Here is an 11704-nt window from a genome sequence, read left to right on the forward strand (position 1 = left end):
GCTGGCAGAGGCCTAACTGACGCCGATCTCGCCGAGGGCGCGCAGCGCGTTGCCCTCGGCGATCTCCCGCATGAACTCCGCATGCGGAAAGTCGCCCTCGATGAGCTGCAGCGGCCCGGCCACCAGCGACAAGTAGTGCACAAGCCGATAAAGCGCCAGCCGCGCCGCATCCAGCTCCACCGTGCGCAACGCCGGGTAGAGCGGACCGAAACGCAGCTCCAGGAACGCGTGCTCCCACTCCACGTCGAAGAACATCGTCGCCTCGATGTCGATCAGTACCGGCTCCCCGCCGGGGCCGATCAGGACGTGGTCGGGGCCCAGTTCGCCGTGGATCAGGCCGTACCCGGATCGGGGTCGCACGGCCGCGAGCCGCGTATGCAGCTCTTCCTCCAGCCGGCCGCGCACCGCCGCGATCCGCGGGTCCCGGGCCGCCGCCTCGACCAACGAGTTGAGGCCGCGTTGCCAGGCGAAGCCGGCCGGGGTCTCTCCGGGGAAGCCGAAGGTCGGCGCCTGATGGCTGTGCATCGTCCGGAGCATCTCGGCCAACCGACCGAGGGCCTCGCGCCCGGCAGCCGGGTCGCGCTCCAGGAGCGCCTCCAGCGTCCCGCCGCGGACGTCCTCGACCAGCGCGCGGTCCGGACCCATCAGCACGATTTCCGGTACGCGCACCCCGAGGTCCCGCAGCAGCTTGTGGCACCGGGCAAACCCGTCACGCCCCGCATCGGCCTGGAACGGTCCGATGTCCAGCCCGGTCTGCGCGGGCCAGAAGTTCTCCTCCGCCGCCCAGCGGTACAGCAGCACGGTCGACCCGTCGTCGAGGGTGAGCCGGTAAACGCCTTTGGTCGTGCCGCCGGCGAGGCGGGACAACTCTCGGAGCCGGCGGTCGGTGCCGTAGGTGTCGCGTACGAGATCTTGCAGGTCTGCCGGGGTTACGAAAGCGCGCACCCGGTCATTGTGGGAGACCGGGTTACGCGCGGTGCGAGCGGAGCCGGCCGACCTCGCCCACGATCGTGTTGATCAGCAGGGTGTTGAGCAGGACGCCGGCTGCCACGCTGAGCCACAGCATGGCGATGGCCAGCCAGCCGTCGCCGAGCAGGAAGACCGGCGCGAAGATGATCGAGACCGGCGCGGTGAGGCCGATCAGGTAGACCGCGGCCGATGACGGCTCGTGGTTGCCGGTGGCGAGGTTTCCGCCGAGCAGGATGACCGAAGTGGCCGCGACGGCGAACAGGTAGACGCGGGTGGTCCAGGTGCCGAGGAAGAAATTGGTCATGCGGTCCATCGTGGTGAGGCCGCCGGTCGATCTGCTTCTTCGCGCAACACACGCGAGGCCGGTACTCAGCTCAGATCCGCGCCGGTGAGCAGCCCTCGGATGTTCAGCTCGGCGGCGACCGCCGGGTCGCACTCGTCGACGATGACCGCCGTACCGGTGATCGTCGCGCCCAGCGCCGCGATCAGGTCCTGCAGACCCCGGGCCTGGGCGCCGGTCACCGCCCAGTCGTCGACCACCAGCACCCGGTCGGCCGGGCCGATCAATCGGGTACGCACGCCGAGCTGCTGGCCGGCGCCGCGGTGATCGGCCGGCACCCGCGCCCACGTCATCGGCTCGGCGATCGGCAGCCGCGCCCCCGCCCGGTACGCCTCCACGAAGCCCACCCTCAGTGCACGGGCCACCAGCGGGCCGACGAGGAAGCCGGTCACCTCCGGCGAGACCACCACCGTGGGCGTGGCGTCCGGAAATAGTCCGGCCAGTCCCGGACCGAGCTCGTCGAGCACCAGCGGGTCCCGCCACCAGCCGGAGCGGTCGCTGACGAGCAGATCGGTGCCCGGACCGGGGTCGGTCCAACGGAATCCGGCGCGAAGCCGGTCACGCAGGTCGGATGCCACAGCGCCATGGTGTCACCGCGGGCGCGGTACCCCGGCGCCGAGTGGGCAGAACCCGCTCAGACTAGGGGTCAAGTTGATGCAGCCGCCCACGTGCATCAGGCATGCTGTTCGGCGTACCCATGCCGATTCTCCCGGCGGGCCGCCGCCCGCTCAGCCCAGCATCCCGCGCCGGCCTCGGCGCGGCCCTCGTGCTGCTCGTTGTCGTGTCGGGCGTGGAGATCGCGGACGGCCCGCAGGCCAACTTCGTCGGGCTCTACGCCGCCGTGCCGTTCCTGGCCGCCGTGTTCGCCTACTGGCAGACCGTGCTCGCCGTCGGCGCGATCGCGACGATCGTCGGGATGGTCTTCGCCGGCACCGACGGGCGCTTCGACACCGTCGGGATGGTCAACGTGGTCGGCATCACACTGGCCACCGGGATCGCCGCCGCGGTCGCGACCATCCGGCAGCGCAAGGACAACCGGATCGCCGAGTTGCTGCGCTTGGCGGCGGTCGCCCAGCAGGCGGTGCTGCGCCCGCTCGGCCCGCAGGTCGGCAACCTCGCGGTGGCGGGCCGCTACATCTCGGCGTCGGCCGCGGCGGACATCGGCGGAGACCTCTACGAGGCCCTGGACACCCCGTACGGCGTACGGATCATCATCGGCGATGTGCGGGGCAAGGGCCTGGACGCGGTACGGCTGGCCAGCATCGTGCTGGGCTCGTACCGGCACGTGGCGTTCGAGCGGGCCGACCTGCGGTCCATCGTCACGGACCTGGACCGGGCGGTGGCCCGTAGCGTGGGCGACGAGGACTTCGTGACCGCCGCGCTGGTCGAGGAGCGGGGTGGCACGCTGACCATCGTCAACTGTGGACACCCGGCCCCGCTGCTGCTGCGGCGTGGGCAGGTCATCGCGCTCGATCCGCCGGCGCCGGCGCCGCCCCTGGGGTTCATGCCGGTGGCCCGGCCCCGGGTGGAGCGGCTGGAGCCGGGGGACCGGCTGCTGCTGTTCACCGACGGCCTGGGCGAGGCGCGCCGGGACGGCGAGTTCTTCCCGACCGCGGACCGGGCGTGGCGGCTGCTGGGCCACGGCACGGTCGGGGACGGCCTGGCGTCGCTCGAGACCGCCCTGGTCGACTGGGTGCACGGCCAGCTGGAGGACGACATCGCCCTGGTGCTGCTGGAGTACACGGGCCCGGACGGCAGTGCGTCCGTGGCCATGCCGAGCTGGGAGGTCGGCGCCGCGGGAAGCTAGTCCTCGGTCTGGTCCGGCACGGCCGGCGCGGTCTCAGGCGTCTGCGCCTCGGCTGCCGGCACAGCTACCACGGCAACCGCGGCGCGTGCGGCGATCGTCTCCGGCTGACGGTGCCGCCCCACATAGTGGCGCGGCTGGTCTGCCTGGCGGGGCTCCGGAATCAGACTCTTGATCGTGGCGAACATGCTGACCTCCCCGGGTCGGGCGTACGGTGCGTCGCGTACATCCGGAGCAACGACGGGCTGGGCCCGTCGATACGTCCCGGCGGCGCGGCGACTTGCAAATGACCGAACGGTTGCCCCGGTTGCCACCTGATCGGAGACGTTTGACCCCCAACCCGACGGACAGCAAATGATCGAAGCGGACTTGTCGGGCCCTACCCATGGGTAATACAGTGTTGGTTACTGACGGGTAACTCGCGTCCGGAGAGCGGGGCCAAGAACACATGAGTCACTACAAGAGCAACCTGCGCGACCTCGAGTTCAACCTCTTCGAGGTCTTCGGGGCGGATCGTGCTTTCGGCCAGGCGCCGTTCGACGGCATCGACGCCGAGACCGCACGCGACGTGCTCGCGGAGGTCAACCGCCTTGCTCGCGAGGACCTCGCGGCCAGCTACATCGAGGCCGACCGCAACCCGCCGCGTTTCGACCCGGCGACGAACACCGCGGATCTGCCCGAGGCCTTCAAGAAGTCGTACGCCGCGTTCATGGCGTCCGAGTTCTGGCGCCTCGACCTGCCCGAGGCGCTGGGTGGCACCCTCGCCCCGCGCGCGCTGTGGTGGGCGATCGCCGAGCAGATCCTGGGCTCCAACGCCCCGGTCTGGATGTACTCGTCCGGTCCCTCCTTCGCGCACGTCGTGCACGTCGAGGGCACCGAGGAGCAGAAGAAGTGGGCGAAGCTCTTCGTCGACAAGCAGTGGGGCTCGACGATGGTGCTCACCGAGCCCGACGCCGGCTCCGACGTCGGCGCCGGCCGCACCCGGGCCATCCCGCAGCCCGACGGCTCGTGGCACATCGAGGGCGTCAAGCGCTTCATCACCTCGGGTGAGCACGACCTGAGCGACAACATCATCCACTACGTGCTGGCCCGCCCGGTCGGCGTCGAGGGCGCCGGCGGCCCGGGCACCAAGGGCCTGTCGCTGTTCATCGTGCCGAAGTTCCACTTCGACCCCGAGACCGGCGAGCTGGGCGAGCGCAACGGCGTCTACGCCACCAACGTCGAGCACAAGATGGGCCTGAAGGTCTCCAACACCTGCGAGATGACCTTCGGCGAGGGCGCGCCCGCCCAGGGCTGGCTGCTCGGCGACGTGCACCAGGGCATCCGGCAGATGTTCATGATCATCGAGTACGCCCGGATGATGGTCGGCACCAAGGCGATCGCCACCCTCTCCACCGGTTACCTGAACGCGCTGGAGTACGCCAAGAACCGCGTCCAGGGCGCCGACCTGGTGCAGAACACCAACAAGGCCGCCCCGCGCGTCACGATCACCCACCACCCGGACGTACGCCGCTCGCTGATGCTGCAGAAGGCGTACGCGGAGGGCCTGCGCTCGCTGGTCATCTACACGGCCACCTGGCAGGACAAGGTCTACATCGCGCAGGCCGCCGGGGACAAGGAAGGCGCCGAGCTGGCCGAGCGGATCAACGATCTGCTGCTCCCGCTGGTCAAGGGCGTCGGCTCGGAGCGGGCTTACGAGCTGCTCGGCCACGAGTCGCTGCAGACCTTCGGCGGCTCCGGCTTCCTGCAGGACTACCCGCTGGAGCAGTACGTCCGCGACGCCAAGATCGACACCCTGTACGAGGGCACCACGGCGATCCAGAGCCTGGACCTGATCTTCCGCAAGATCGTCAAGGACCAGGGTCAGGCCCTCGCCGCGCTCGCCACCGAAATGCAGGAGTTCATCGAGAGCGAGGCCGGCAACGGCCAGCTCAAGGTCGAGCGCGCGTCGCTCGGCAAGGCGCTCGGCGAGCTGCAGGCCATCCTCGGCATCCAGATGGGCTGGCTGCAGGCGGTGCAGGGCGGCGACACCCGCGAGCTGTACAAGGTCGGTCTCACGTCCCGCCGGGTGCTGCTCGCCCTGGGTGACGTGGTCGTCTCGTGGCTGCTGCTGCGCGGCGCCGAGGCTTCCCTCAAGGCGCTGGGCGCCGAGGTGAGCCCGGCCGACAAGACCTTCTACGAGGGCAAGATCGCCGCGGCCCGGTTCTTCGCCCGCGAGGTGCTGCCCCGCATCGGCTCGGACCGCCGGATCATCGAGAACACCACCCTCGACGTGATGGACCTGCCCGAAGAGGCGTTCTGATCCTCACGCTCTCCTGAGATGACGGAAGCCGGCGGACAATGACGTCCGCCGGCTTCCGGCTATCCGCGGGCGGTGTGCTCGCCGATCAGGGGCATCGTGAACGGCTCGGTCTGCGACCAGAGCCCCTCGGCCCGGTGCACGGCCAGCCCGGCGGTTCGCATCGCGGTCAGCTGCGCCTCCCCGTCGTACGGGCGCAGCAGGATCGACACATCGGACATCGTGGGGTTGTGCCCGATGACCAGCACTGTGCGTACGGCGTCGGGCACGGCCCGGAGCAGATCGATGACCTCCGTGCGGCCGCCGTCGTAGAGCCGCTGCTCGTAGTGCACCTCGGGACTGGGCGACTCGGGATCGGCCTGCGCGAGCGCCACCGAAACGCCCTGCCAGGTCTGCCTCGTCCGGCGCGCCGACGAGCACAGCACCAGGTCCGGACGCAGCCGTTTGTCGGCCAGCCAAGCGCCGGCCGCGTCGGCATCGGCGTCGCCCTTCTCGGTGAGCCGGCGGTCGAAATCGGGCAGCTCACCGGGGGTCTCGGCCTTGGCGTGCCGCAGCAGGACCAACGTCCGCACAGTCATGTGTCCAGCTTGCCTGATTGAGGAATCCGCTGCCTGGGTAGACACCCCCATCGACGTATTGCCGCGGCTCGGTGCGGCAGCCACGAGCCATGGGAGGCCATTTATGGGCATCGGCGGAAGTATTTTCCTACTCGCGCTGGGAGCGATCCTGGCGTTCGCTGTCAACGCGGACATCAGCGGTCTGGACATCAACGTCGTCGGCTACGTACTCATGCTGGCGGGCCTCATCGGCCTGGCCATCACGCTCTGGTACTGGAACAGCCGCCGCCGTCCCGCCGCCGCCGTGCAGCAGCGGCCGGTCGTCACCAACGACCCGGCCTACCGTGACGGTGAGGTCGTGCAGGAGTACCGCGAGACCACCCGTCGCGAGCCCCCGCCCCCGCCGCCGTACGGCGCCTGACAGCAGGCGACAGGGAGTGCCACCGCGCCGGTGGCACTCCCTTCGTCGTACCCGGAGGCTGGATCAGGCCAGCTGCGCGCGGACCCCGTCGGCCAGCGGGGTGGCCGGGCGGCCGAGCAGGTAGGCCAGGTCCTCGGTGCCGGTGTAGAGCGCACCGGAGGCGGCGTGGTGGTCCGAGTCGGCCAGGACGGCGGCGAAGCCCTCCGGCAGTCCGACGCCGACCAGGAACTCGACGTACTTGTCCTGCGGCAGGTTGGTGTACGTGACCTCGCGGCCGGACTGGCGGGAGACCTCGGCGGCGAGCTCGGCCAGCGTGACGCCTTCGCCGCCCAGCTCGTACACCTGCTTGTCGTGCTTGTCCGCGAGCACCGCCGCGGCCGCCGCCTCGGCCAGATCCGCCCGGGTGGCCAGGCTGAGCTTGCCGTCGCCGGCGGCACCGACCAGGCCGTGCTCGAGAGCACCGCGCAGGTCGTAGTTCTCCAGGTACCAGCCGTTGCGCAGGATCACCGACGGGATGCCGGCCGCGGCGAGGGCCTGCTCGGTGGCGAGGTGCTCGGTGGCCAGGATCATGCCGGACGAGTCGGCGTGCGGCGCGCTGGTGTAGACGATCAGGCCGATGCCGGCGTCCTTGGCCGCGTCGACCACGTTCTGGTGCTGCGGGATGCGCTTGCCGGGCTCGCTGGCCGAGACGAAGAGCAGCTTGTCGGCGCCCGCGAAGACCTTGCGCAGGGACTCCGGCTCGTCGTACGAGGCGTACTGGACGCGTACGCCACGGTCGGCGAGGTCCTGGATCTTCTCGGTGCTGCGGCCGATCGCCACGATCTGGTCGGCGGGCACACCGCGCGAGAGCAGGGACTCGACGGCGTGGCGGCCGAAATGCCCGGTGGCGCCGGTGACGACGATGGTCATGCGAACTCCTCAACAAGCGTTTCCGACGGCCGGTCGACCGTCCCCTGGCACAACTGCGCAGCTCGAGGCTTACTTCCCATGAGATAGAGAGCACCTTGAAGTGCAGTACACACCTGAGGGATAGTTCCCTGGTGGAAGCCGACGTGTACGCCAAGAACTGCCCCAGCCGTCAGCTGCTGGACCGCATCGGTGACGCCTGGAGCGTGCTGATCGTCGCATCGCTGGCCGACGGCGCGATGCGCTACACCGAACTCAGTCACCGCATCTCCGGCATCAGCCCCAAGATGCTGACCCAGACCCTGCGCGCCCTGGAACGCGACGGCCTGGTCACCCGCACGGTCTACCCCGTCGTCCCGCCGCGCGTCGACTACGCCCTGACCTCCCTCGGGCGCAGCCTGCTGAGCCTGGTCGACGCGCTGCAAGAATGGGCGGAGAAGCACATCGCGGACGTGATCGAGGCCCGTCACGCCTACGACGCGCGGGACTGAAGCCACTCCAGCGCCGCTTTCGCGGAGGTCAGGATCGAGATGTGCCCGTCCTCCGGACGCAGCCACAGCTCGGCGGTGGGACAGTGCCCGGCGAGCCAGACGCCGTGCGAGCTCGGCACCATCAGATCCGCGCCGCCGTGCACGACCAGCAGCGGAGCGGTGATGGTGGCCGGGTCGAAGCCCCACGGCGCGACGTAGGCCAGATCGTCGTCGATCAGCGCGGCCGGGCCGGCGGCCAGCGCCGGGTGCACCACGTCCAGGATCCAGGACCACTCGCCGGCGAACATGGCCTGGTCACGATCGGTGAAGCCGGGCTCGGCGTCGGTGACCGTGGCCTCGTGGTGCTCTTTGGCGGCCCGGCCCTGGGCCGCCGCGCGCAGGGAGGCGAGGCTGGAGGGGGCCATCCCGGCGAACCAGTCCAACCCCTCGGCGCCGTAGGGAGCCAGCCCGGAGAGGGTCGCCACTGCGGTCACCCGGTCCGGCAGCAGGGCGGCGCAGGCCAGGGCGTGCGGGCCACCACCGGAATGACTCATGGCGGCGAAGCGGTCGAGGCCGAGTTCGTCCGCGACGGCCGCGACATCCCCGGCGGCCGACGCGATGTCCCGGCCCGGGCGCGGGGTGGAGCCGCCGTAACCGGGCCGGTCGTACGCGAGCCAGCGGATCCCGTCGCGCATCAGCGGTACGGGCGGCGCGCCGAGATTCGGGGTGCCGTGGAACCAGAAGACCGGCGTGCCGTCCCCGCCCGTGTCGTACGCGTGCAGGGTGCGGCCGTCGCCGAGCTCGAGGTCGAACTCCATGGGGTCCCTACGCGTAGAGCGCGAAGTAGATCGCGATGTGGTGGCAGAGGGCGGCCAGCAGCGTGCAGGCGTGGAAGAACTCGTGGTGGCCGAAGACGTCCGGCCACGGGTTCGGGCGGCGCATGGCGTAGAAGACCGCGCCGGCGCTGTAGATGACCCCACCGGCCGCCAGCAGCACCAGGTCGGCCACGCCGCCGTTGTGCAGGATGTCCGGCAGGATGGCCACCGCGCCCCAGCCCAGCGCCAGGTACAGCGGCGCGCCCACCCAGCGGGGCAGGTGCGGCCAGATGCTCTTGAGGGCCACGCCACCGACGGCGCCGGTCCAGATCAGCGTGAGCAGCAGGGTCGCCTTGTCGCGCTCCAGCAGCAGGACGCAGAACGGCGTGTAGGTGCCCGCGATGAAGATGAAGATCATCGAGTGGTCCAGGCGCCGCATGATCTGATAGCCGCGCTCACCCCACTGGCGGCGGTGGTAGAGCGCGCTGATGCCGAAGAGACCGCACACCGTGATGCTGTAGATCAGGGTGCTCACGAAGGGTGCGATGCCGGGACGGGTCGCGGCGATCGAACAGAGCACAACGCCGCAGATCAACGCGACGAAGAACGCGTACTGGTGCAGCCGGCCGCGCAAACGCGGCTTGCCGATGTCGGCAGGCTTCATCTGGAACGGGGCTTCGGTCGTCACGGCTCCAGGCTACGGCACCGTAGGTTACTGGCGGGTAGTGAAGCGGCTCACCTCAGCTGTCGAGGCCGCGAAGGATCAGCGGCAGCCGGGCCGCCGCACCCGGCTCCACCAGCACCGGGACACCCCAGTCCTGCCTGGTGAGGTGACACGCGGCGTGCTCCACGTCCGCGTCACAGGTGGCGGCCTGGGCCACCACCTGCAAGATCCCCTTGGGGACGGCCGGGTTGAGCACCAGCCGGCGGGACAGGTCGGTGGACGTGCCCTCGCCCTCCAGCAGCAACTCCGGCGGCGAGGCGGAGACCACCAGGCGGGTCGACGGGCCGAACGACGTGTCCAGCTTCTGCCCCGGGGCCGGGGTGAAGACCACATCCAAGGTCACCTCGCCCGGCGCCAGCGACGACGGCGGGCGCTCGGTGCGGTGTCGCTCGCCGGCGACCGTACGGACCGCGCCCGGCGCGAGCCGCACCAGGCGGTGGGCGCCGGACTCGACCACGAACACCGCACCGGTCCGGGTGAGCAGGACGTCGCTCGGCTCGCTCAGACCCGAATCCACCGTGGACACCTCGCCGGTGGCCGGATCGAAACGCCGGACGGCGCCGTTGTAGGTGTCGGCGATCAGCACCGAGCCGTCCGGCAACCCGCACACGCCCAGCGGATGCTGCAGCAACGCCTCGGCGGCCGGCCCGTCCACGTGGCCGAAGTCGAACAGGCCCTGCCCGACCGCGGTGTGCAGCTCACCGGCCTCGACCCAGCGCAGCGCCGACGTCTCGCTGTCGGCGATCCAGAGCCGGTCACCGGCCGCGGACAGGCCCGAGGGCTGCGCCATCCACACGTCGGGGAGCTTGCCGTCGCGCAGGGCTTCGACGGTGGTGCCCGCGTACACGCCGGAGCCGCCGGTGGCCGGGTCGAACCACCAGAGCTGGTGGATGCCGGCCATCGCGACGATCACCTGACCCTCGAACCACGCCACGTCCCAGGGCGAGGAGAGCGCCACACCGTCGTCGGCCGCGGACCGCCACGGCCGGCCGGTGCCGGCAACAGTGATGACCTCGCCGGTCTCCAGCCGCAGGCCGCGCAGCAGATGGTTGACCGTGTCGGCGACGACCACGTCGTAGTCGGCGGTGCCCGCGGGGAGCAGGCAGAGGCCCTGAGGCTCGGAGAAGCTCGCGACCTCGGCCGGGCCGTCGGTGCGGCCACGCTCACCCGTGCCGAACCGGCGCACCAGCGACTCGCCGTCAGCGGTCAGCTCGACCAGCGAGTGGCGGGCCGAGTCGGAGACGAGCAGGTTGCCGTTCGGCAGCTCGACGGCCTTGCCGGGGAAACGCAACAGGGTGTCGGCGGCGGCCGGCGGCACGTACGGGCCGTCGCCGCGGTGCAGCGTGCCCTTCGCCTCGTGAGTGGCGATGAGCTCGTCCAGCAGGCGCGTCAGGCCCTCGGCGTGACCCTCGCCGGCCATCGAGGCGACGACGTAACCCTCGGGGTCGATCACCGAGAGGGTGGGCCAGGCCTTGGCGGCGTACTGCTGCCACATGTGCATGTCGGCGTCGTCCAGGACGGGGTGGTGCACGCCGTACCGTTCGACGGCCGCGGCCAGGGCGGCCGGGTCCCGCTCGTGCTCGAACTTCGGCGAGTGCACGCCGATGATGACGAGGACGTCGCCGTACTTCTCCTCGAGGGGGCGCAGCTCGTCCAGGACGTGCAGGCAGTTGATGCAGCAGAACGTCCAGAAATCGAGGATCGCCACCTTGCCGCGCAGGTCGGCCAGGGTCAGAGAACGGCCACCGGTGTTCAGCCAGCCCCGGCCCCGCAGCTCGGGGGCCCGTACGCGCGCGGTCATGAACCCATCGTGCCCGACGCGCGGGCCACCCCAGGTCCGGGGTGGTCGCGCTTCGCGCACGTCACATCATCAGGGCCGTGGTTTGAGGCAGAGCACCTGACTGCGGCCGTTGTCGGTCGGGTTGACCACGTACGGCTGGTTCGGGTCCGGGCACTGCTCCTTGGTGTCGACGATCGCCGTCACCTCGAACGACCCGGCATCGCTGCAGTTGGCAGTGACCGCCTCGTTGCCGTTGCGCTTGACGCAGTCACCGGCACTCACCGAGAAGCCGGCGTTGCCCCCGTCATGCGAACCGCGGGCGATCAGCCAGGTCACGCCCAGCGTCAGACCGACGATCAGGCCGGCGCCGAGAATGACACCGAGAATCACCGGCAGCATCCGGACGTGCGGCGTCTCCGGCTTGGCCACCTCGGTCGGCACGATCTCCGGCGCATCCGCCTTGAACGAGTCGAACCGGCCCTGGTCAGCGTCCCCTTCGGGCCGTCCGGGCCAGGAAGCGGTCTGCTCCGGGCCGGGCGGCGTCACCGTGGCCCGGCTGGCCGGCCCCGGGAAGACACCACCCATCCGCGGGCGGTCCCCGAACGGCTGGGTGGCGTCC

At 70.7% G+C, this 11704-nt stretch carries 13 protein-coding genes and 1 pseudogene; 4 read left to right on the plus strand and 10 right to left on the minus strand.

Features of this window, described 5'->3' with window-relative positions; translation table 11 throughout:
- Nucleotides 1-12: 12 nt before the first annotated feature.
- The 3 genes from AB0C29_RS01840 to AB0C29_RS01850 form a co-directional block, all read right to left on the minus strand.
- Nucleotides 13-945, minus strand: coding sequence for a phosphotransferase (locus AB0C29_RS01840; RefSeq protein ID WP_360813980.1), 933 nt, complete (start codon nucleotides 943-945; stop codon nucleotides 13-15).
- A gap of 22 nt (nucleotides 946-967) precedes the next feature.
- Nucleotides 968-1273: an SCO4225 family membrane protein gene (locus AB0C29_RS01845; RefSeq protein WP_360813982.1), complete on the minus strand. Its 306-nt coding sequence runs from the start codon at nucleotides 1271-1273 to the stop codon at nucleotides 968-970.
- Between the two features lie 65 nt (nucleotides 1274-1338).
- The gene (locus AB0C29_RS01850; RefSeq protein ID WP_360813984.1) at nucleotides 1339-1887 is read right to left on the minus strand and encodes a phosphoribosyltransferase; all 549 of its coding nucleotides are present in this window, start codon (nucleotides 1885-1887) and stop codon (nucleotides 1339-1341) included.
- Between the two features lie 101 nt (nucleotides 1888-1988).
- Here AB0C29_RS01850 and AB0C29_RS01855 point away from each other — a divergent pair, with 101 nt between their 5' ends.
- On the plus strand, nucleotides 1989-3116 hold the full coding sequence (locus AB0C29_RS01855; protein ID WP_360813986.1) for a PP2C family protein-serine/threonine phosphatase: 1128 nt from the start codon (nucleotides 1989-1991) through the stop codon (nucleotides 3114-3116).
- Here AB0C29_RS01855 and AB0C29_RS01860 read toward each other — a convergent pair.
- A complete protein-coding gene (locus tag AB0C29_RS01860) occupies nucleotides 3113-3301 on the minus strand; it encodes a hypothetical protein (RefSeq protein WP_360813988.1) in 189 nt (62 codons plus the stop codon). The genes AB0C29_RS01855 and AB0C29_RS01860 overlap by 4 nt on opposite strands.
- Before the next feature lie 260 nt (nucleotides 3302-3561).
- Between AB0C29_RS01860 and AB0C29_RS01865 the strand changes: the two genes are divergently transcribed.
- Nucleotides 3562-5415: an acyl-CoA dehydrogenase gene (locus tag AB0C29_RS01865; protein WP_360813990.1), complete on the plus strand. Its 1854-nt coding sequence runs from the start codon at nucleotides 3562-3564 to the stop codon at nucleotides 5413-5415.
- A gap of 59 nt (nucleotides 5416-5474) precedes the next feature.
- Here the strand turns inward: AB0C29_RS01865 and AB0C29_RS01870 are convergent, their stop codons facing one another.
- Nucleotides 5475-5990 (minus strand): histidine phosphatase family protein, encoded by a 516-nt coding sequence (locus AB0C29_RS01870; RefSeq protein WP_360813991.1) that lies wholly within the window; start codon nucleotides 5988-5990, stop codon nucleotides 5475-5477.
- A 103-nt stretch (nucleotides 5991-6093) separates the two neighbouring features.
- Here AB0C29_RS01870 and AB0C29_RS01875 point away from each other — a divergent pair, with 103 nt between their 5' ends.
- Entirely contained in the window at nucleotides 6094-6390 is a 297-nt protein-coding gene (locus AB0C29_RS01875) for a DUF6458 family protein (RefSeq protein WP_360546830.1), read from the plus strand.
- Nucleotides 6391-6453: 63 nt separating this feature from the next.
- On the opposite strand, the gene AB0C29_RS01880 is transcribed toward AB0C29_RS01875, so the two are convergent.
- Entirely contained in the window at nucleotides 6454-7299 is an 846-nt protein-coding gene (locus tag AB0C29_RS01880) for an SDR family oxidoreductase (protein ID WP_360813993.1), read from the minus strand.
- Nucleotides 7300-7430: 131 nt separating this feature from the next.
- Here AB0C29_RS01880 and AB0C29_RS01885 point away from each other — a divergent pair, with 131 nt between their 5' ends.
- Nucleotides 7431-7787, plus strand: coding sequence for a helix-turn-helix domain-containing protein (locus tag AB0C29_RS01885; RefSeq protein WP_360546834.1), 357 nt, complete (start codon nucleotides 7431-7433; stop codon nucleotides 7785-7787).
- Here the strand turns inward: AB0C29_RS01885 and AB0C29_RS01890 are convergent.
- The 4 genes and pseudogenes from AB0C29_RS01890 to AB0C29_RS01905 all read right to left on the minus strand — a co-directional run.
- A complete protein-coding gene (locus tag AB0C29_RS01890) occupies nucleotides 7769-8584 on the minus strand; it encodes an alpha/beta hydrolase (RefSeq protein ID WP_360813995.1) in 816 nt (271 codons plus the stop codon). The genes AB0C29_RS01885 and AB0C29_RS01890 overlap by 19 nt on opposite strands.
- Nucleotides 8585-8591: 7 nt before the next feature.
- A complete protein-coding gene (locus tag AB0C29_RS01895; RefSeq protein ID WP_360813998.1) occupies nucleotides 8592-9269 on the minus strand; it encodes a hemolysin III family protein in 678 nt (225 codons plus the stop codon).
- A gap of 52 nt (nucleotides 9270-9321) precedes the next feature.
- On the minus strand, nucleotides 9322-11106 hold the full coding sequence (locus AB0C29_RS01900; RefSeq protein WP_360814000.1) for an NHL domain-containing thioredoxin family protein: 1785 nt from the start codon (nucleotides 11104-11106) through the stop codon (nucleotides 9322-9324).
- A 69-nt stretch (nucleotides 11107-11175) separates the two neighbouring features.
- A pseudogene (locus AB0C29_RS01905) lies at nucleotides 11176-11704 on the minus strand (hypothetical protein); the annotation flags it as partial.

This window comes from Actinoplanes sp. NPDC048791 (assembly GCF_040650095.1).
In the GTDB taxonomy this organism is placed as follows: Bacteria; Actinomycetota; Actinomycetes; order Mycobacteriales; family Micromonosporaceae; genus Actinoplanes.

Bases quoted from the DNA above. Each gene is read 5' to 3' on its own strand.
- AB0C29_RS01845 (WP_360813982.1), bottom strand. From the start codon at position 1,273: ATGACCAATTTCTTCCTCGGCACCTGGACCACCCGCGTCTACCTGTTC.
- AB0C29_RS01855 (WP_360813986.1), top strand. From the start codon at position 1,989: ATGCTGTTCGGCGTACCCATGCCGATTCTCCCGGCGGGCCGCCGCCCG.
- AB0C29_RS01860 (WP_360813988.1), bottom strand. From the start codon at position 3,301: ATGTTCGCCACGATCAAGAGTCTGATTCCGGAGCCCCGCCAGGCAGAC.
- AB0C29_RS01865 (WP_360813990.1), top strand. From the start codon at position 3,562: ATGAGTCACTACAAGAGCAACCTGCGCGACCTCGAGTTCAACCTCTTC.
- AB0C29_RS01870 (WP_360813991.1), bottom strand. From the start codon at position 5,990: ATGACTGTGCGGACGTTGGTCCTGCTGCGGCACGCCAAGGCCGAGACC.
- AB0C29_RS01875 (WP_360546830.1), top strand. From the start codon at position 6,094: ATGGGCATCGGCGGAAGTATTTTCCTACTCGCGCTGGGAGCGATCCTG.
- AB0C29_RS01880 (WP_360813993.1), bottom strand. From the start codon at position 7,299: ATGACCATCGTCGTCACCGGCGCCACCGGGCATTTCGGCCGCCACGCC.
- AB0C29_RS01890 (WP_360813995.1), bottom strand. From the start codon at position 8,584: ATGGAGTTCGACCTCGAGCTCGGCGACGGCCGCACCCTGCACGCGTAC.
- AB0C29_RS01900 (WP_360814000.1), bottom strand. From the start codon at position 11,106: ATGACCGCGCGCGTACGGGCCCCCGAGCTGCGGGGCCGGGGCTGGCTG.